This is a genomic window from Sphingomonas populi, from assembly GCF_004208535.1.
Taxonomy (GTDB): Bacteria; Pseudomonadota; Alphaproteobacteria; order Sphingomonadales; family Sphingomonadaceae; genus Sphingomonas; species Sphingomonas populi.
In genome coordinates this window covers 50,329-69,567 of sequence record NZ_SGIS01000021.1, presented here as the reverse complement: position 1 = coordinate 69,567, position 19,239 = coordinate 50,329, and the positions used below count along the sequence as shown (strand labels likewise).

Genomic DNA, 19,239 nt, shown 5'->3' with positions numbered 1-19,239 from the left:
TGAAATCGATGCACAGGCGTCACGCTTGCCCCTCCTCTGCGCTCGGGGCGACCGAATGCTACACGCCCTACCCGCCCAACCGTACCGTTTCGAAGAATCCCTCGCCGCCCATCTGGCCGCCCTTGAGAACGAGTTCGAGGCCGTCGATCGACGGATCGGCGGCGTGGGCGCGTACCAGCGGGGCGCCGCGTTCGATCGGCGCGGCCCAGGTGAGCGCGTCGATGCCGAGTTGCGCGACGCCGTGGCTCGAGGTGTCGCCGCCGGCGAACAGGATGCGCTTCAGGCCCGTCTGGCCGATCACCGCGCGGGTCACGCGACCGAGCGCTGCGCCGAGCGTGTCGCCGGCGGCGGGCGCGGCCTCGCCGAGCGGGCCTTGCGCCGAGTGGATGACGGTGCGGCCACCCTGCCCCAACGCGGCGACGGCGGCGGCAATCAGGCGGTCCTCTTCGGCGCGTTCGCCGCGCAGCAAGGCGGCGACATCGGCGCGGGCGGGTGTGTAGCCGTCGGCGATGCCGCGCGTGATCTGGCGGGCGGTGACGGGCGAGCAACTGCCGCTGACGACGAGCAGGCGATCGACCGGGGCGGCGCGTGGCGCGGGGGGCGCTGCCTCGATCAACCCCGCCGCTTGCCACGCGAGCACCAGCGCGCGCGTCACGCCCGAACTGCCGACCGCGAAGCGCACGCGGCGCGAGAGCAGCACGGCGCCAGTGGCGGCGAGATCGCGCATCGCCACGCCGTCGAACAGGACTGCATCGGCGTCTGCCGCGTCGAAGGCCACGCCGGCCTCGCCCGCCTCGATCCGGTCGAGCGGGACGAGCGCGATGCGCGCCTGCGTCTGCGTGGCGAGGTGGCGGATCAGATCGGCCTCGTGCATCGGCGTGACGGGGTGGCGCGCCATCGTCGGGTGGCGGTCGATGCGGTACACCTCCGCGCCCGCCGCTGCGAACAGGTTGCCGAATGCGACGTAGCGGCGCAGGTGCGGCGCCCCCACGATGATCGCGGCAGGCCCGCCGAATGCAGCGACGCCGAGTTCGAGCGCGCGGCCGATCGAGCCGGTGTGCGGGCTGCTGTCGAAGGTCGAGCAGGTCTTGTAATGGACCAAGGCGCCTTCCCCCAGCGCGCGATAGGCGGCGGGGAGATGTTCGGTCATCCAGTCGGGCGAACGGCTGCGGCTGTCGCCGGCGAGGCCGATCGCCTGCGCGTCGGGAAAGCGCGCGCGCAGCGCCGCGTCGGGGGTGCGCAGGAACAGCACCGCCGGCACGCCGCCCTCGGCGAGTTGTTCGAGCACGTCGGTCGAGCCGGTGAAATCGTCGCCGTAGAAGGCGTAGCGGAGGGTCATGGGGCGGGCGTCGTTAAGCCAGCAAAACCAACTCCGTTCGTGCCGAGCCCTTCGGCTGGCTGGCAAGCCAGCCGCTCAGGATAAACTTCGGCCCTTTGGGCCGAAGTCGAGGCACCTGCGCTCCGAGCCTGCCCCTCGACGTCGCTCGGGACGAACGGAGAAAGGGCGGCTTCGCCCAGCAAAAACGGTGGAGCGGCGAGCCTGGTACGGGCTTCGGATTCGCTCGGTACGAATGGAGGGTGATCGAACCTCACCCGCCGAACGCGCCGAGCGCCGCCGCGAGTTCGGGCGAATCCTGCGCGGCTTGCTCGACAGGTACGCCGGCCACCGCCGCGTCCCACGCCAGCATCAGCGCGCGCACGCCCGCCGCCGGGCCGCCGGGATGCGCCATGATGCCACCGCCCGCCGCGAACATGCAATCGACTGATCCGAGCGCGGCATAGGTCGGCGCCGCCTGGCGCGCGGACTGGCCCGAGGAGAACACCGGCATGATCTCGCACCCGGGATGCGGCGCATCGAACATCGGCGTCAGGCATTCGCGCGCCGAGGCGATGACGCTGTTGTTGGGCTCGCAGAATTTGTTGTCGATGCCGTTGACGTGGGTGTGGTCGATCCCGGCGAGCCGCCACAGTTTCTGGTACGCGATGAAGCTCATGCCGATCGCGGGCGAGCGCCCGAGCATCCCCCAGCCGTTGCGGTGACCGTGGATCGGAAGCTGGCTGTGCGCGCGGAGAACCTTCATCGCGGGCAGGCCGATCGAGTTCATGCTCGCCATGATGCAGGTGCCGCCCTCAGCCAGCACATGATCGTGGCGGGCGAGCATTTCGTCGATCTCGCCGGTCAAGTTGGCGGCGAACATCACCGTCTTGCCGGTGCGATCGGCATGATCGTTGATGACGCGCATTACCGCAGAGATTCGCGCATCGAACGGGCAATGCGGGCCGTCGGCCTGAAGCTCGTCGTCCTTGATGAAATCGACCCCGGCCTCGACCAGCACGCGGACCTGCTCAGCGGTAGCCTCGGGCGAGAGGCCGACGCTCGGCTTGATGATCGTGCCGATGATCGGGCGGTCGTACACGCCCGCCAGCCGCCGCGTGCCGGCGACGCCGAATTGCGGCCCCTGGTAGCGCGCGAGGAACGCCGGCGGCAGCGTGAGATCGATCAGCTTGAGGCCGGAGAAGGCCTTCAGCTCGGAGAGATTGCCCGCCACCGCCGCGAGCAGATTAGGCAGCGACGCGCCGAAATTGACGAGCGGCCACGACAACACCACGCGCGCAGCGCGGCGGGTGGTGTCGCCCGTTTTCGGCAGGCCCGAGCCGGGCAGCGAGGGCACGGCGACCTCGCCGAGATCCTCGATCGATTCGACGCGGGCGGCGTGCGCCTCCCGCAGTGCATCGGTCTCGCCGGGGACGCGGACGAAGGTGCCGGTCGATTGCTCGCCGGCCATCGTCGCCGCCGCCTGTTCGAGCGGAAAGGCGGTTTCGATCCAATAGGTCGCGAAGACGCGGTCGTCGCTCATCAGGCTACCTTGAAATAGGTCGCCGATCGCTCGGTATCGACGGTGAAATAGGGCACGAAGACGAGGTTCCGCCCGCCGACATCGGTGCGATACGCCTGCGGATTCTCGGGCATCGCTTCGAGCGCTTGCGGCAGCGCGATCGGCTGAGTTTCGATGCCAACCCAGGGGTTGATGCCGACGTACATCACCGGCCCGCGCATGACGGCGGCGAGCTTGGGGTTCTTGTCGTCGATCGGGAGCGTGCGGAGCGGCTGCGGGAGGGTCAGCTCGATCACGTCGCCCGCTTTCCAGGTGCGCGTCACCGCCGCGAGCGTGCCCGGCGTCACCGGCTGGGACGTGCCGTTGACCCTGAGCATGGCGTCCTTCGTCCAGGCCGGGATGCGAAGCTTGATGCCGAAGCGACCGTCGCCGGGCTTGCGCACCGTCAGCCGCACGCTGTCGGCGGCGGGGTAATCGGTCTCCTGCACCAGTTCGACCGCGCCGCCGGGGCGATCCCAGCGCAGCTCGGAGGGCGTATAGAGGTTGACCAGCACGTTGGCGTCGTCGTGGAAATAGGCGTTTAGGCCGTAATCCGCGACACCCTGAACCAGCGTGCCCGAGCAGCACGGCCATTTCTGATGGTAATACCGCTTTTCGCCAGCAGCGCCGTAATCCGAATAATAGGGATATCCGCCGTCGCTGTCGGGCATGCGCGCGGCGAGCATGGTGTTGTAGAGCGTGCGCTCCAGCCCGTCGCCATAGTGCGCTTCGCCGGTGAAGCGGATCAGGTAACGTGCGAGCTTCAAATCGGCGAAGCTGCCGCACGGCGTTTCGAAATGCGCCTTCGAGCTGGTCAGGCTGGCGGCGAGCTTGCCCTGATGGAGCGGAACGAACTGCTCCTCCGGCCCCCAGCCGCCGCTGGCGAAGCGCTGCGGCTCCATGAACCGGTACGCGTTGACCAGCGCCTTGCGGTATTTTTCGTCGCCGAGGTGGAGATACGCCTGTGCGCCCGAGCTGAGCGCGATCGTGTGGCTATAGGCGTGCTTGCCCGGCAACACGTCCTGCCCCGCCGCGAGCGGATCGAACCATTCGGTATCGAGCATGTAATGTTTGGCGAGCTGGCGATACTGATCGTCGCCGGTGATGTCGGCGACGATAAACAGGTTCTCGGGCAGCACGTAGGTTTCGTCATAGGGCGGATCGAGCTTGCCGATCCTGTCGCGCGAGACCGGCGAGATATAGGGCAGGCATTTCGCGATGATGATCGGCAGCAGCGTCTTGGCCTGCTCGACCCCGCTCAGCCGGTAGGCGTCGATCATGCCGACGACGTATTTGTCCATGACGTATGCCGCCCACTGCGCCTGCGCCTTGGGGCCGACATAGGGGTTCTTGGCGGCGACGAACGCCTTGCCGAAGCCATCGACCAGCGCCGCCACCTTCGCGTGGCAGGCCGTGTCGCCGGTCGCGGCGCCGAGCCGGGCGAGGCCGGAGATATATTGGCCAAGCGTCAGCCCAGGGACGAAACCGTCCTTGTCGTACCAGCCACCCATGTCGGGTCCGGGCGCGGGCATGCCGGCATTCTCCCGGAACACCTTGAGAATGCGATCATTGTCGAGCGCGAGATAATGGGCGTGGACGCGATCGAACTGCGCCTTGATCGGGCCGCCGGTGAGCGTGACCGCGCCATAGGGGAATTCGTGCACGGCTTCGGTGCCGGCGGATTGCGCTCGCCCCGCTGCCCACGCGACCGGCGATGCGCCGAGCGCGGTGCCCGCAGTCGCGCACAGGCTACATTCCATCACGGAGCGGCGCGACACCGCCAGATCGAGCAATCCCGTCACCGAAAACATCCTCTTTCGTACCGATCGCGTCGGCTTCGAGGGACGGGTTAGCACCCGCCGAAATCGAAAGCAATCGAAGTATAAATCGAAACTTTATGAAGTATGAAAGCTCCGCTATCCAGCGGTTCGATAAACATGACGCAGCAAGGATATTCGCTTGGAGACGGAGCCGCAGGCCGACTTGGCCATCCACGAGAGACTGTCGCTGTCAGGCTTGAGGATCTTGAAGCGCCTGCTCGCGCTGCTGCTCGCCTGCGCCGCGACCCCGGCGCTCGCGCAGGCACCCGCCCCGAAGGCCGCGTCGGAGCGGCTGTGGCTTGGCTCGGCGTGGTATCCCGAGCAATGGCCCGAAGCGCGCTGGGCCGAAGACCTGCGGCTGATGAAGGCGCACGGCGCCAATGTCGTGCGGATCGGCGAATATGCGTGGAGCCGGATCGAACCCTCCGAGGGCGTGTACGATCTCGCCTGGCTCCAGCGCGCGGTGCGGCTCGCCGCCAAATACGACATCAAGGTCGTGATCGGCACGCCGACCGACACGCCGCCAGCGTGGTTGACGGGCACATACCCCGACACGCTCCGTATCGACACCAATGGCGTGCGCGCCGGGCACGGCGGCCGGCGGCAATTCTCGATCTCCTCGCCGCGCTACCGCGCGATGGCGCGCGAGATCGTCGGCAAGATGGCGGATGCGGTCGGTAACGAACCGAACGTCATCGGCTGGCAGATCGGCAACGAACATACCGAGGAAAGCTACGATCCCGCCGCACGCGACGCGTGGCATGCGTGGCTGAAAGCGAAATACGGCACGCTCGATAAACTCAACGATCTGTGGGCAACCGCCTATTGGTCGCAGACGTACAGCGACTGGGATCAGGTGCCGTTCAACGCCGGCATCAACAACCCCGGGCTGATGCTCGATCTCAAGCGCTTCATCACCGATCAATGGGTCGCGTTCCAGGGCAATCAGGCGGATGTGCTGCGCGCCAAGCTGCCGGCGCGCGTGTTCATCACCACCAACCTCGGCGGCCTCGGCTGGGCCAATCGGTTCGACCGCTACGCCATCAACACCGGCCTAGATGTCGCCTCGTGGGACGATTACGTCGGCACCGGCCACCTCGACGCGTATCGCAACGGCGCGGTCAACGATCTGGTGCGCGGCTGGAAGCGGCAGAATTTTTGGGTGATGGAGACTCAGCCCGGCTTCGTGAACTGGGCGCCGGTCAGCAACATGCTCTATCCGGGCGAGACCCGCGCGCTGGCGTGGCAGACGGTCGGCCACGGCGCTGATGCGGTGCTGTTCTGGCAGTGGCGCAACGCGCTCAACGGGCAGGAGACGCTGCACGGTTCGCTGATCGGCCCGGACGGCACGCCGCTGCCAATCTATGCCGAGGTGGCGCGGATCGGTGCGGATTTCGCCAAGGCATCGCCGGCGCTGGCCGGCACCTCGCCCAATGCCAAGGTCGCGATCCTGCAGGATTACGACAGCCGCTGGGCGATCGATTTTCAGCCGCTCACCAAGGAATATGACCAGATCGGCGTGCTGCTCGACTATTATCGGCCTTTGAAGAACGCGCTGGGCGCGGTCGACGTCGTCGCCGCAGCGGCGCCGCTGACCCGCTACAAGCTGGTGGTCGCGCCGAGCCTCAACGTGATCCCGGATGCCCTCGCGCGCCACCTCGCCGAGTATGTGCGCGGCGGCGGGCATTTGATCCTCGGGCCGCGCTCCGGCCTCAAGGACGAATTCAACCGGCTCGACACGACCCGCCAGCCCGGCCCGCTCGCCGATCTGCTCGGCGGGCAGGTCGAGCAATTCTACGCGCTTGACGAAAGCGTCGCGGTCGATGGCGGCACCGCGAGCGTGTGGGCCGAGGATCTCGTCGCCAAGACGCCCGACGCCAAGGTACTGCTCCGCTATGGCAAGGCGAACGGCTGGCTCGACGACCACCCGGCCGCGATCACGCGGCAGGTCGGCAAGGGCAGCATCACCTATTACGGGGCTTTGTTCGACAAGGCGGTGACCGGCAAGCTGCTCGATCAGGCACTCGCCGACGCCAAGGTTGTCCGCGATTTCGCGGTGCCCGCCGACGTCGAACTGATGACCCGCGAGGGCGACGGACGCCGCGTCGCCATCCTCATCAACCACGGCCGCGCGCCGCAGCATGTCGCTTTGCCCACGACGATGACCGACATCCTGAACGGCGGCACCCTTCAGGCAGTCGACCTCGCGCCCGAGGGCGTCGCGGTGCTGCAAACCGGAGGAAAGCGATGATCCGCGCCCGCGTGGCTCAAGGTCAATGGCGAGGCGATCTACGGCACACGGCCGTGGAAGTATTTCGGCGAAGGCCCCCAGTAGAGCCAGTCATATACATCTAGCCCCAGTGCGCCCGCTTCGAGGTCTGGCCGATGCCGGGGTTGAAGCTGTTGGTCGGATCGAGCGCGCGGTAATGCTCGGCGAGCGCCGGCTTGGCTGGATAGAGGTGGCCGACATTGTGCTCCGCCGGATATTCCGCGCCGCGCGCATCGAGCAACGCCCACATGCGATGCTCGATCGCGAGCGGATCATGGCCTTTGCGGATCACGTAATCCTGATGGAAGACGTGGCAGAAGAAGTGCCCGTAATAGAATTTATGCGCGATGGCCGCGTCCAGCTCGGGCGGCAGCGTCTCGAACCAGTCGGTGTCGTTGCGGCGCAGCGCGATGTCGAGCGCGACAATATCCGCCACCTCGCGCGCATGCACCGTGCGATAGCGCACCGCCGCTCCCGCTGCGGCGAAGCGGTGCATGAACGCCGCATCGCCCTCGGCCTTGTCGCAACGGAAGAACGCGCCCTGCCCTTGCCCAAGCACCCGCACGAGCAGCGCCTCGGTCGGGCCAGCATCGGCGCTGGCGACGCGCAGCATCAGATGATGCTCGAACCGATCGCGATAGTCGGTCAGCCGCTTGGGCAGATGGCTCGGGCCGAGCCGGGTCGCCGCCTGCAGCACCTTGTCCGCGACATCGCGCAAGCCAAGCCGGCGGAACCAGCCATCGACGCGGTCCTTCCAGCGGAACAGCGCCGGCAAGCGCGCCGTGCCGAGATAGCGGATGGCGAGAAAGGTGTCGCGGCCATAACGCTCGGTCAGCACGAAGGCGTCACGGTGGAGATATTCGGCAGCGATCGGCAACGGCAGATCGCCCGCCAACATCTCGCGCCGCAGCCGCGTCAGATCGGCGGGGTCGTTCGAACCGATGTAGAACACCTCGGTGCCGGCTTCCTTCGGAAACGTATCGAGCCGCACCGCGAACACCACGACATGCCCCCCCGAACCCGACGCCTCGAACAGCCGCCCCGGATCGGCGTTGAAGCGCGCCGGCGTTTCGGCATCGACCGCGCGGACATGGTGCGCGTACTCATGGTCGGAGGCACGCCCCCCCTCCCGCACCTCGGCGAACGCGCCGCGCTCGAGACGGGTCAGAATGTCCTCCGGCGTGTCGCCGAGCTCCACGCCCAGATGGTTGACCAGTTCGAGCCGCCCGTCCGCATCGACGCGCGCGTACAGCGCCAGTTCGGTGAACGCCGGCCCGCGCCGCACCAGCGCGCCACCCGAGCTGTTGCACACCCCGCCAAGCACCGAGGCGCCGATGCATGACGAGCCGATCACCGAATGCGGCTCGCGCCCGAGCGGGGCGAGCGTCCGTTCGAGCACGTCGAGCGTCGCACCGGGCAGGCACACCACCTGCTCGCCGCCTTGCACAAGATGCACGCCGGCAATGCGCCGCATCGAGACGATCACGATCGGGCGATCATAGCCGTCGCCATCGGGTGTCGATCCGCCGGTAAGGCCGGTGTTGCTCGCCTGCGGGATCAGGATCGCGCCCGCCTCGACCACCGCCTGCGCCACTCGCCACAGCTCGACCAGCGACCCCGGCCGCACCACCGCGAGCACCGGCCCGGTGCCGAAGCGATAGCCGGTGCGGAAGCGGTGCGTCTCGGCATCGCCGGTCAGCACATGGCCGCCGCCGACCACGCGACGCAAGGCGCCAAGCAGGGCGTCGCTCACGTCCGCACCAATCGCACCGCGATCCACGGTCTGCCGGGCAGCGCGAGTGTCGGCCGCGCGGGATCGTGGACGTCGTACTCGTTCATCTGCGCCATCGTGAAGCTACCCGCCGGGGTGATCGTCATGTTCCACGTATCGATGATGTCAGCGCGATAGCTGCGCAAGGCCTCCGCGCCCTTCCCCGGCAGGACGACCGGCCATTCGCTTGGGCTATCCGCCCCGAAATAGCGCAGATAATAGTCGTGCTCGCGCCCGCCGAGCCGGTAACCCCACCAGGTCTGGATCGGGTCGATCCCCGGCACCGGCCCGTCGTCGAGAATGCGGCGCAGAAACGCGAGCCGCGGCGCGCTCGCGCCGCGCAACGTGCCGCCCTGCCCCAGCCAGGAGAAATCGGCGTTGTGATCGCTCGCGAAGGTCTCGCTATGGCCAACGTAAGTGCCGCCGATCGTGCCCCACCAGAAGCGTTCGACCAGCCCTTGCGCGGAGAGATTGCCCCACCGCTTGGCGATATCGCCTTCATAGCAGACCTCGTCGAAGATCACCGGCTTCTCAGTCATCGCGCGGTGAAGCTCGGCGCGGCCATCGTCCAGCACGGCATGGCCATTCTGCACGCTCGCATGGGTGATCCACGGCTTGCGATGATCGTAATAGCGTTTGATCTGGTGGATCGAGCGCAGCCGGTCGTGCGGATCGGCGGCTTGCAGCACCTGAAACAGATGATCCCAGTCGGCGTCGCTCTTGCTCTTCACGTCGTCATATTCGTTCGCCATCGACCACCAGACATTGCGGAAGGCGCCGAACCGCGCGGCGACATAGCGGACGTAGCGTTCGTCATCGGCGCGGCGCATGTCCGAATAGCCGCGCTTCACGTCATAGGGATGGAACAGGATGACGTCGGCCTCGATACCGAGCTCGCCAAGCTTGCGCAGCCGATCCTCATAACGGCGGAAATAGGCGGGATCGAAGCGCGCGGCGTCCCAGTCGCGCGGCCCCGCTCCGGTACGGACGAACGGATCGGTCGCGACCGACGGCACGTTGGGAAACACCAGCATCCGCATCTTGTTGAACGGTGCTGCCGCGAGCGTCGCCAGCGTCTCGGCGCATTTCGCATCGGATTGCAGCGCCCAGCTATAACTGGTGGTGCCGATCTGGCGGTACGGGGTGCCATCCGCGTAGGCGAAGTGGAAGCCGTCGCGCGTTACCCGCACCGGGCCGCGATTGGCTTTGCCCGGCAGACCGCAGCGGAACGCTCCGGTCCGCCCGTCGAGCGATGCGACATTGCTTTCCGATCGCCAGCGCCACTGCCCCATCGCGTCGGGGCTGAAACGGATGCGGTAGGTGCCGTCACCATCGTAGAAGCCGGGCACGCGGACGTGCCGCCCGTCGCATTCGAACACAGCGGCGACGCACACGTCGTCGAACGGATTGCCCTGCGCCGGGCCAGGCATCGCGATTTCGAACACGCCCCAGCGCTCGACCTGGGTGGCAGGCGCGGCCAGCGCCGGGCCGGCCGCGACCACACCGGCAGCCAACGTGCCGGTCAAGATCGTGCGTCGCGATACGGTCAAGCCATCCTCCTCGTCTCTTTGTGAAACGAAAGCATTCGAAATCTTTTTCGTCAATATATTCTTATTTTCGAAAGTTTATCGCCGATATTCGAAGCCAAAGTCCTTGCCCCCTCCGGGGCGGGGCGATACGGTGACCGCGTAGCACAAGCCCTGCCGCCAAGAGACAGGAACGCGCCACGCATCGGGAGAGAATGTTTTGCCGCACAGCGCCGCCCAGCCCGGTTCGACCCGCACCGACTGGAAGAACACGATCCTCGCCGGACTCGCCAATTACATCGATGCCGGATCGATCGTCGCGGGCGGGGTCGCGCTGGCGTTGTGGATGGAAGCGTACAAACTCAGCCCGAGCTTCGTCGGCGTAATCGCCGCGCTTGGCCCCAATGCGATCTCGGCGGGGCTGGGCGCGATGATCGGCGGGCGGCTGTGCGACACGTTCGGCCGCAAGAAGATTTACCAGTACGATATGCTGTTCTACGCGTTCGGCATGTGCTGGCTGGTGTTCGCGGTAAGCCCGTGGATGATCGTGCTCGGCTTCTTCCTCGTCGGTCTCGCGGTCGGCGCGGACATCCCCGCCTCCTGGTCGCTGATCGCCGAGATTGCGCCCGAGCGCGAGCGCGGCAAGCACAGCGGCGTCGCGCAGGTCTTATGGTATCTCGGCCCGGTCGTGGTGCTGGGGCTGTTCCTGGTCCTCGCGCCGCTCGGCCTGCTCGGCGCGCGACTGGTGTTCGCGCACCTCGCCATTCTGGCGGTGGCGCTGACCTTCCTGCGATCGAGCATGCACGAATCCACCCACTGGCTTGAGGCGCAGGCCGCCGAGAAGACCGTGGCCGCGACGCAGCGCACCGGCCTGCGCGATCTGCTCAAGCCGCGCTATATCGGCGGTATGGCGTTCCTGACCGGAATGTATCTGTTCTGGAACCTGTGGGCCGGCACCAACGGCTTCTTCTTTCCCTACATCCTGCGCACCGTTGGCGCGCAGACTCAGGCGACATCGGTGATGATCCAGATGCTGAGCTTCGGCGTCGGCATGCTCTCGATTGCGTTCATCTTCATGCCGCTCGCCGACAAGGTGAACCAGCGCAAGCTGTTTGCCGCCTCGGCGATCATCCAGATCGTCGGCATGTCGCTGCTCGCGATCTTCCCGCTGACGTTGCCGGTCGCGATCGTCCATGTGCTGATGATGGCGATCGGCCAGGGCTTCGGCGCGCAATCCTTCTTCCAGCTCTGGAGTTCGGAACTGTTCCCGACGCTGCTGCGCAGCACCGCGCAAGGCGTGATGTTCGCGGTGGTGCGGATTTCGCTCGGCTTCTGGTCGTTCTTCGTGCCGGTGCTGACCGCGACCGGCTTTCACACGCTGGCGTGGATCCTGACCGGCTTCCTCGTCATCAGCGGCGCCGTCGGGATGATCTGGGCACCACGCAACGAGGGCAAGACGCTTGATGAGCTGGAGGCGGGGCTGGAACGTCAAGCATAGGAACGTGCGGCATCGGCGTCGCTCCGACGGGCTCGTCCGGGCATGTCGGAGGTGGCTCGGCAAATCTGAACAGCGGGGGCACGTTGGTGCGCGGCCATACTGTCCGTCAGGTCGGAGCGCGGGGCAAGCCGTGCAGAAGGTAGCCCTGAAGCGGGCCTCTTGCGGAACCTTCGTGGGTCAGTCCCGCGCGAGAATGCCTTTCGCGTGCGTACCGGCCTGGCCCAAGGCCGTTGCCGCCTTCAGCGGACTCCCAGCCTCAAACCGAGCAAGCACCCCCTGCGTCACCTTGTCCAGCGCCTCGTCAGAAAAGAACCCGCCCGCCACCAAACAGCGGTCGATCAGGACGCGGCAGAAGGCCGCGAACGTCTCCGCGTCGGGCTTGCCGGGCTCGCGCCAGAAATCGTCCAACCGCCCCTGGAAGGTCACGTCCTCGATGTCGTACACCGCCTGCCCCAGTGCGATCACCGGCACGTCGAGCGCCAGCGCGAGCGTGCCGCTGGTGCTGTTGATCGTCACGACGCCTTCCGAATCGCGCGCGATCGGCACGATGTCGCCCGTTTCCAGATAATCGACCCGGCCGCCGACGCCGTGCAGCCGTGCAAGCGCCGCCGTCTCCATCCGCCAGTCGCGCACGCCGTTATCGAGCGGGTGCTCCTTGACCACCAGCCGCATGTCGGCGGGGGCGTGGGCGGCGAACGAGGCGATCACCATGCGCAGCGCATCGGCGATGCCCGCGAACGAGGAATGCAGCCGGATCTGCGCATCCGAATCGAGCTGGAGCGGGAACAGCATGTAGCGCGGGCGCTCGGCGGCGAGCTTCGCCAGCACCGCCTGCGCGCGCTCCGCCGATGCCTTGTTACGCAGCAGCCGCCGCGCCCAGCCCATCCCCTCGACCAGAGGATGCCAGGGCCGGTGATTCTCCCAGAACGGATAATACCAACGCGTCAGCACGTCAGCGACGTTATAGGCGAGTCCCTCCAGCGCGCGGCGGCGGAACGAGGATGGCACCGGGTGGTGCTGGGGCGCGGGCGGCAGCGCCGCCGCCTCCGCGCGATACCACGCAGCGTCGCGCGGAAGGGATGAATGGCCGTTCACGCCGCCCAGTTCGAGCGTGACCCAATCGGGCCGGATATAGCCTTCCTCGAAGACATGGACCGGAACGTGCAGATCGCGGCACACCGCCGTCGCCGCCATATGCAGCGGGCGGCAATCGCCGAACAGCACGACATCGGTGATCTGCCGCTCGGCGATGATCCGGCCGAGCGCTTCGGGCCAGTCCTCGGGGCTGCCGCGATAGTCGATGCCGTTGGGCAGGCGCCAGAACAGCCGGTCGCCGCCGTTGAAATTGACCTTGTAGACACCATAGCCAGCGCGGCTGAGGGCCTGCCCGAGCTTGCGGAACAATGGTCCCATAAGCCCCTGCAACAACAGAATGTTGCGCTGGGCGAGCGGCTGCGGGATGCCGGGAGCGGCAACCTGCGGCACCAGCGCCGGGGCTTGGACGGACAGCTCGGGCAATCGATCTTCCTTCGTCGTATTGGGCGATGTCTTGGCAGCATCGCCCTTGCGCGCGGCCATATAGATCGCGCTTGGTCTTTCAAGTCGCGGTGCGCCGCCAGCACCGTGACAGTCGGTGGGCCGACCGCTATAGCCGCCCCGTCGCTCCTCCCCTGGGCGCGCGGCGTGGCATAATCGAGGCTGGCAGCGCGACCAATTGTGGCAAAGGCGATGATGTATCTGCTGGCAACGCTGGTCGTGTCGCTGTTGCTTGATTCGGTCGTGAGGCCGCGCCCGGCTGGCGGGCGGCGCGGTGTCGGCGTGGCGCTGCATGTGCTGGTGATGACGGTCGCGTTCGGGGTGTTCCTGACGCTAGCGGGTAACGCCGCGGTCTCGGCGGTGCTGGTATGCGCGCTCATGGCGGTTTTGACGGTCGCCTCGAACGCCAAGCACAAGATGCTCGGCGAACCTCTGGTCTTCTCTGATCTGGCACTGCTCGCGGCGGTGGTGCGCCACCCGCGCTTCTATTTCACCGCGATCTCGGCACGGCAGCGCGTGTTGATGGCGCTCGGCGCGGTGGCGGCGCTGGTCGCCCTGCTGTTCCTGATCTCGCTCGATGCGTCTCCGCATGTAACGGGTGCGGTGATCTTGCTGGCGGCGAGCGGGGGATTGTGGCTGGCGTTGCGGAGCGGATGGGTGAACGGCGTAATGCGCGTGCCCGATCTGGAGGGCGATCTGGTGCGCTTCGGGCTGGTCGCGACGTTGCTGGTTTATTGGCGGCGCTGGCGCGAGACCGCCGATCCGCCGGCTTGCCCGCCGCGCACGGTCGCCGCCCCCGCCCCGCCCGAGCTGATCGTGATCGTGCAGTGCGAATCGTTTGCCGATCCGGTCGAGATCGGCGGCGATGCCAGCCTCGCCCTGCCCGGTCTGACACAGGCGCGTGCCAATGCGTGGCAGCATGGCGAGCTCGCGGTGAGCGGGTTCGGCGCTTATACGATGCGGACCGAATATGGCGTGCTGTTCGGCCGCAGCGAGGCGGACCTCGGCTTCCGCCGCTACGATCCGTTCCTCACCGCACATGGCGAGACGACCCTCGCGCTGTCGGCGCGGCTGGGCGTGGCCGGGTATCGCGGCACGTTTGTCCATCCGCACGATCTCGGCTTCTACGGGCGCGACCGGTTGATGCCGGCGATCGGCTTCGACAAGGTGATCGGCGAAGACGGTTTCGCGCCGGTGCCGCCGGGCGCCGGGCGTTACGTCGATGATCGTACGTTGGGTGCGAAGCTCGGCGAGCTCGTCGCGGCCGCGCGCGAGCCAGCCTTGCTCTACGCGGTGACGATGGAGAATCACGGCCCCTGGGATGCCGGACGCGTGCCGGGGTCGCCGGGTGGCCTCGATGCCTATCTCCAGCATGTCCGCAGCAGCGACGCGATGCTGACAGGTCTGATCGAGCGGCTCGCCGCCGATGGCCGGCCGGCGCTGCTCGTTTTCTTCGGCGATCATCGGCCGAGTATTCCTGGCGTCAGCATGCCCGGCGCGGCGCGGCATACGCCGTATGTGATGATGCGCTTCGCCGCTGGCGGCGTGCCGGTGCGCGGACCGGGCAGGATCGACCTGACGCCCGACGAACTCCACCACACGATCCTGCGCTGCGTGCTGTGACGTTAGCGATCCGGCGGCGTGAGGCTCAGCAACAGCCGGTCACGCAAGACAGCGGGCAATAGCCGGTCGAACCAGCGCAGCAGCGCGAACGGCCACGGCAGGATCGCATGCGCGCGCTCCTGCTGCACTGCATGCGCGATTCGCGCGGCCGCTTCGGCAGGCTGCATCAGGAACGGCTTGGGACCGGGCGTGCGCCGTCCCGCTGCGGTATCGATGAAGCCGGGCGAAACGAGCGTGACGCGGACACCGTGCGGCTTCACGCCGATCCGCAATGCCTCGGCGAAGCGCGCCAGCCCCGCCTTCGCGCCCGAATAGCCCGCCGCGAACGGCAAGGCATGGAAGGCAGCGGCCGATCCGACCAGCACGATCCCCCCGCCCCCGCGCCGCGCCATGCGGTCGGCAAGCGCCGCCGCCATCGCCGATGGCGTAACGAAATCGACAAGCCCGAGTCGCACGATCTGCGCGGCATCCTCAACCAGCGCGCCCGGTGCGCGGGTATCGCCCAGCCCCGCCGCGAAGATCGCGAGATCGATCGCGCGCGCCGCATCGTCCGTTTCCAGCGCGACGACTGCCGCCGCGCTGTCGGAAAGATCGAGCATACGGATCGCCACGGTCGCGCCGGTGGCACGGCACGCCACGGCAACCGCCTCAAGACGCGCCGCGTCTCGCCCCCACAACAGCAAGCGGCGACCCGGCGCTGCATAGTGCCGCGCCAGCGCGCTTCCGAGACCACCCGACGCGCCCGTGATGAGAATGTGGTGCGGCGGCGTCATGGACCTGTCATGCTATTGATATTGGGAAGTGTTGCTTTTGTGCATTCGGCTCTGGACCAATGCATATCGACGGGTTTTTGCTGCATCGCAACTTGACAGCGGACGCCCGGCAGTGCCCATACAATCCGAACGTGTACGCGTCGATCCGGGAAGAGCGAAACTGTCAATGATGAAGCCCGGGTCCAGTCCCCCCCGCGTCAGGCTGTTCCAGAACGATCTGCTCGAACGCTTTACGTTGATTTCGCCGCTCTCATTCGCCGCGACATGGGCCGTTTTTCTCGCGATCGCATTACGGGCGAGTTGGGGCGTGGCAAGCTTCCTTCCCTCCGTGGCACTCGTCGCGGCAGGGCTGCTGATCTGGTCGCTGTTCGAATATGCGATGCACCGCTTCATTTTCCACCTCAAGCTGCGCTCGAAATTCGGTCAGTGGCTGATCTTCCTGACCCACGGCAACCACCACATCGTCCCCAATGACGGGATGCGTAACATCATGCCGCCGATCGTCAGCGTGACGATCTCGTGCGGGGTGTGGGCGTTGCTGTACGCGGCGTTCGGACCGGCGGGATCGGTGATCTTCCTCGGCTTCGGCATCGGGTATGTGGTGTACGACAGCGTACACTACGCCTGCCATCAATTCCCGATGCGCGCGCCGGTGCTGCGCCAGTTGCGCAAGCACCATATCCGGCATCATTACGCCAAGCAGGAAGGCAATTTCGCGATCACCGCGATCTTCTGGGACCGCGTGTTCGGCACCGAGGTTCCCACCAAGAAGCGCTGACGCTTACCGTCGCAGCGCTTCGATCGCGCTGCACAGGATGGCGACATGGTCTTCCCAGGTGGGCGCCAGCCATCCCGACAGACGCTCCCGTTGTGCGGTGTGAAGCGGTCCACCGCGATAATGGTCGAGGATCGCCGCACGCCAGCCGGGGCCGTCGAGCGGATCGATGAAGTCGGGCGCATCGCCGCCGGCTTCGCGCAAGGCGGGCAGATCACTGCAGATCACCGCCGTGCCGACCGATAAAGCCTCCGTCACCGGCATGCCGAACCCTTCCGCGAATGAGGGCAGCAGCAGCGCGCGCGCGCCGCGCAGCAGATCGCGCAGGGCGCCGTCGGAACAGCCGTTACGCTCCTCGACATGGCCGACCAGCGCGGGGCAGCGTTCGAGCATGTCGATCACCTGCTCGTTCTCCCATCCGCGCCGCCCGACGATGACCAAGCGTGGCACTGCGCTCGCCGGCAGCGATTCGGCCATCGCGCGCCACAGGTTGAGCAGCAGCAGATGGTTCTTGCGCGGCTCGATCGTGCCGACGCAGAGAAAATAGGGATCGGCTGGGACGGGTTCAGGAGTCGGCGCCAACGGCATGTCATGCGTACCAAGCAGCGCGACATGCGTTGGGACATCCCGCCCCGCCTTCTCCAGCCACGGCCGCATCGATTGGCCGGTGGCGGCAGAATTGACGATGACGCCATCCGCGAGCGCGGCGATGGTCTCGATCCGGCGCTGATGGAGCGCGGCGCCGTTCGGCCGGGCATATTCGGGATAGTCGATCGGGATCAGATCATGGACGAGGCACAGGAAGCGCGCCTGTTCGCGCGTGAGGATACGCCGCACCAGATCGGGTTTGGTGAGGTGATGCGGCGAGGCCTGCACATAGACGCTACCCGGCACGGGACGCGGCGCTTCGGGCAACAGATCGACCAGTGCCGGCAGCACGCTCGCGATCGACCGCGGCTTGGCATCGCCGTCCTCAAGCGCCCAGCGCGCTTCCAGCATGTCGAGGAAGTGCAGCGCCTTGGCGTTGGGTAGCCGACCGTAGCGCCCGACCGGATGGACGATCGCGAAGCGCAGCCGGTCCCCGTACCGAGCATGCAATCCCCGCGCATAGGCCATCTCGACACGGTCGACCCCCGACGGCGTATGGTGCCGCACCCGCGACACCAGCCGCGACAGATCGAGAATCACGTCGCTCATGGCCGGCGCCTCACCAAGCGGCCCTGCACCTGCTTGAGCCGGCTGACCCAGCCGAGCCGGTTGTGCGCTACGCCGCCTTCCATGCGGCGGATCAGCACCTCGGGCGCGCAGGGCAGCCCGGTCACCGGATCAAGGTAGCGCGGATAGGCGATCAGCACGCCGGCGACGAGCGCGTCGAGCGTCAGCGCGCGACCGCGCCGGTCGGGCACGGCGGCGAGATCGCGCGTTAGGCCCCAGCCCGCGTAGAACGGTACGCCGTGGCAGGTCACCTCGCACCCGCGCAGCAGCGCCTCGAACCCGGTCAGCGAGGTGAGGACATGGACCGCATCGACCGTGTCGAGCAGCGGCGCCATGCCGCCACCGCGCACGATCCGGTCGGCGTGGAGCAGCGCATCGGTATCGCGCACGGCGCCGACACGGTGGCCGGCATCAACATCGGGGTGCGGGCGGAACCAGATTTCCGCATCGGGTTCGAGCAAGCGCGCACGCCGCAGCACTTCGAGATTGCTCGCCAGTCCCGCCCCGCCGAGCCGCACCGACATATCGTCCTCTACCTGCCCCGCCACCAGCACGAGGCGGCGGTTGCCATCGCGCTCCGGCGCGGGCTGCGCGGCGTCCTGACCATATTTGCTGATCCCGGCCCTGACGATCGTCTCGCGCAGCCGCGCCGCGCGGGCGAGCATATCGGGCGCGAAATCCGCGTTTGCGAGCAGGCTTTCGAGGTCGCTCGGATGCGCAGGATCATAATGGATGCCAATCCGGTCGACCGCGATCGAGGACGGCGGCACGAGGTTGCTGCCCAGCCCGACCGAGCGCACGAAGCCGTCCTCGACCCGCACCAGCGGCACCCCGCGCGCCGCCGCGTCCGCGACCAATGCCGCCGAAACGCGCGACGGCCACACCGCCAGCGCACCGCGCCGCCGCTCGGCATACGCCAGCGCCGCGCGTTCGGAACGGAAGAAGCGCAAGGGGTGCTCGGGCGTCCACAGGAAGCGCGCGATCTCGCGCCGCTTCCACCAACTAAAGCCGCAGCCTGCGACGATGGTGCGGTTGGCGGTGAAGATGCGCCGCCACGCACCGAGCAGCGCGATCGTCGCGTCGAGCGTGGCATCCTCGCCCGTATATGGGTCGCGGTAGCGCGTGCCCGCGAGGGTGCCGGCGACGCGGCGGCGTAGCGTCGGCAGGTCGTCGCCCGGCATGCCGAAGCGACCGGCGGAGAGAATCCGCACCTGGCATCCCGCGATGATCGCGAGCGCTAGCCATTCATCGTCGCCATGCGCGACCAGCATCGATTCCCCGTCGAGCAGCGACCACGGATCGACCGCCGCCGCCGGATCGACCAACAGCGCATCGGCCACGTCTGCCGGCGCAGCGCTGGCGCGCACGATCACCGTCTCGTCACCCCGCTCGACCGGCCGTGCCCAGAACGTCCCGCCTACGCGGGCTGCTCTTATAGCGTTGAACAGGTGGTCGATCGCTGCCGGCGTGAGCGTCTCTGGCGTCGCGGCGCCTGATCGCGTCACGGCGGCGTCGATCCCCGGAAACGGGGGCGCGCGAAGCAGCGGCGCGTCCATA

13 protein-coding genes are annotated in these 19,239 nt (G+C 67.4%); 4 read left to right on the top strand and 9 right to left on the bottom strand.

Going from position 1 to position 19,239, the window contains the following annotated elements:
* Positions 1 to 67: 67 nt before the first annotated feature.
* The 3 genes from EWE75_RS14380 to EWE75_RS14370 form a co-directional block, all read right to left on the bottom strand.
* The gene (locus EWE75_RS14380) at positions 68 to 1,339 is read right to left on the bottom strand and encodes a four-carbon acid sugar kinase family protein (protein ID WP_130158671.1); all 1,272 of its coding nucleotides are present in this window, start codon (positions 1,337 to 1,339) and stop codon (positions 68 to 70) included.
* 250 nt (positions 1,340 to 1,589) lie between these two features.
* Positions 1,590 to 2,858 carry a ribulose-bisphosphate carboxylase large subunit family protein gene (locus tag EWE75_RS14375; RefSeq protein WP_206364773.1) on the bottom strand — a complete coding sequence of 423 codons (1,269 nt, stop codon included), beginning with the start codon at positions 2,856 to 2,858 and terminating at the stop codon, positions 1,590 to 1,592.
* Positions 2,858 to 4,678 (bottom strand): beta-L-arabinofuranosidase domain-containing protein, encoded by a 1,821-nt coding sequence (locus EWE75_RS14370; RefSeq protein WP_165388391.1) that lies wholly within the window; start codon positions 4,676 to 4,678, stop codon positions 2,858 to 2,860. Before EWE75_RS14370 ends, EWE75_RS14375 begins: the two co-directional genes overlap by 1 nt.
* A 223-nt stretch (positions 4,679 to 4,901) precedes the next feature.
* On the opposite strand from EWE75_RS14370, the gene EWE75_RS14365 reads away from it, so the two are divergent.
* Positions 4,902 to 6,947 carry a beta-galactosidase gene (locus EWE75_RS14365; RefSeq protein ID WP_130158667.1) on the top strand — a complete coding sequence of 682 codons (2,046 nt, stop codon included), beginning with the start codon at positions 4,902 to 4,904 and terminating at the stop codon, positions 6,945 to 6,947.
* A gap of 100 nt (positions 6,948 to 7,047) precedes the next feature.
* Here the strand turns inward: EWE75_RS14365 and dld are convergent, their stop codons facing one another.
* Together dld and EWE75_RS14355 are read right to left on the bottom strand one after the other, a co-directional pair.
* Complete coding sequence (gene dld, locus EWE75_RS14360; protein WP_130158664.1) at positions 7,048 to 8,718, bottom strand: D-lactate dehydrogenase; 1,671 nt, start codon at positions 8,716 to 8,718, stop codon at positions 7,048 to 7,050.
* Positions 8,715 to 10,286: a DUF5060 domain-containing protein gene (locus tag EWE75_RS14355; protein WP_130158662.1), complete on the bottom strand. Its 1,572-nt coding sequence runs from the start codon at positions 10,284 to 10,286 to the stop codon at positions 8,715 to 8,717. Before EWE75_RS14355 ends, dld begins: the two co-directional genes overlap by 4 nt.
* Positions 10,287 to 10,482: 196 nt before the next feature.
* Here EWE75_RS14355 and EWE75_RS14350 point away from each other — a divergent pair, with 196 nt between their 5' ends.
* Positions 10,483 to 11,760 carry an MFS transporter gene (locus tag EWE75_RS14350; RefSeq protein WP_130158660.1) on the top strand — a complete coding sequence of 426 codons (1,278 nt, stop codon included), beginning with the start codon at positions 10,483 to 10,485 and terminating at the stop codon, positions 11,758 to 11,760.
* A 177-nt stretch (positions 11,761 to 11,937) separates the two neighbouring features.
* On the opposite strand, the gene EWE75_RS14345 is transcribed toward EWE75_RS14350, so the two are convergent.
* On the bottom strand, positions 11,938 to 13,338 hold the full coding sequence (locus EWE75_RS14345; RefSeq protein ID WP_130158658.1) for a capsule biosynthesis protein: 1,401 nt from the start codon (positions 13,336 to 13,338) through the stop codon (positions 11,938 to 11,940).
* A gap of 150 nt (positions 13,339 to 13,488) precedes the next feature.
* Between EWE75_RS14345 and EWE75_RS14340 the strand changes: the two genes are divergently transcribed.
* Complete coding sequence (locus EWE75_RS14340) at positions 13,489 to 14,919, top strand: LTA synthase family protein (RefSeq protein ID WP_130158656.1); 1,431 nt, start codon at positions 13,489 to 13,491, stop codon at positions 14,917 to 14,919.
* Between the two features lie 2 nt (positions 14,920 to 14,921).
* Here the strand turns inward: EWE75_RS14340 and EWE75_RS14335 are convergent, their stop codons facing one another.
* On the bottom strand, positions 14,922 to 15,692 hold the full coding sequence (locus EWE75_RS14335) for an SDR family NAD(P)-dependent oxidoreductase (RefSeq protein ID WP_130158654.1): 771 nt from the start codon (positions 15,690 to 15,692) through the stop codon (positions 14,922 to 14,924).
* Positions 15,693 to 15,858: 166 nt separating this feature from the next.
* Between EWE75_RS14335 and EWE75_RS14330 the strand changes: the two genes are divergently transcribed.
* Positions 15,859 to 16,470: a sterol desaturase family protein gene (locus EWE75_RS14330; protein ID WP_130158652.1), complete on the top strand. Its 612-nt coding sequence runs from the start codon at positions 15,859 to 15,861 to the stop codon at positions 16,468 to 16,470.
* Between the two features lie 3 nt (positions 16,471 to 16,473).
* On the opposite strand, the gene EWE75_RS14325 is transcribed toward EWE75_RS14330, so the two are convergent.
* The gene (locus tag EWE75_RS14325; RefSeq protein WP_130158650.1) at positions 16,474 to 17,664 is read right to left on the bottom strand and encodes a glycosyltransferase family 4 protein; all 1,191 of its coding nucleotides are present in this window, start codon (positions 17,662 to 17,664) and stop codon (positions 16,474 to 16,476) included.
* Positions 17,661 to 19,238: a capsular polysaccharide export protein, LipB/KpsS family gene (locus EWE75_RS14320; RefSeq protein ID WP_130158648.1), complete on the bottom strand. Its 1,578-nt coding sequence runs from the start codon at positions 19,236 to 19,238 to the stop codon at positions 17,661 to 17,663. The genes EWE75_RS14325 and EWE75_RS14320 overlap by 4 nt, the downstream gene beginning before the upstream one ends.
* Between the last annotated feature and the right edge of the window lies 1 nt (position 19,239).

What these genes read in the sequence shown, in the direction of transcription:
- EWE75_RS14380 (WP_130158671.1), bottom strand. Translation starts at nt 1,339, where the DNA reads ATGACCCTCCGCTACGCCTTCTACGGCGACGATTTCACCGGCTCGACC.
- EWE75_RS14375 (WP_206364773.1), bottom strand. Translation starts at nt 2,858, where the DNA reads ATGAGCGACGACCGCGTCTTCGCGACCTATTGGATCGAAACCGCCTTT.
- EWE75_RS14345 (WP_130158658.1), bottom strand. Translation starts at nt 13,338, where the DNA reads ATGGCCGCGCGCAAGGGCGATGCTGCCAAGACATCGCCCAATACGACG.
- EWE75_RS14340 (WP_130158656.1), top strand. Translation starts at nt 13,489, where the DNA reads ATGATGTATCTGCTGGCAACGCTGGTCGTGTCGCTGTTGCTTGATTCG.
- EWE75_RS14335 (WP_130158654.1), bottom strand. Translation starts at nt 15,692, where the DNA reads ATGACGCCGCCGCACCACATTCTCATCACGGGCGCGTCGGGTGGTCTC.
- EWE75_RS14330 (WP_130158652.1), top strand. Translation starts at nt 15,859, where the DNA reads ATGATGAAGCCCGGGTCCAGTCCCCCCCGCGTCAGGCTGTTCCAGAAC.
- EWE75_RS14325 (WP_130158650.1), bottom strand. Translation starts at nt 17,664, where the DNA reads ATGAGCGACGTGATTCTCGATCTGTCGCGGCTGGTGTCGCGGGTGCGG.
- EWE75_RS14320 (WP_130158648.1), bottom strand. Translation starts at nt 19,238, where the DNA reads ATGGACGCGCCGCTGCTTCGCGCGCCCCCGTTTCCGGGGATCGACGCC.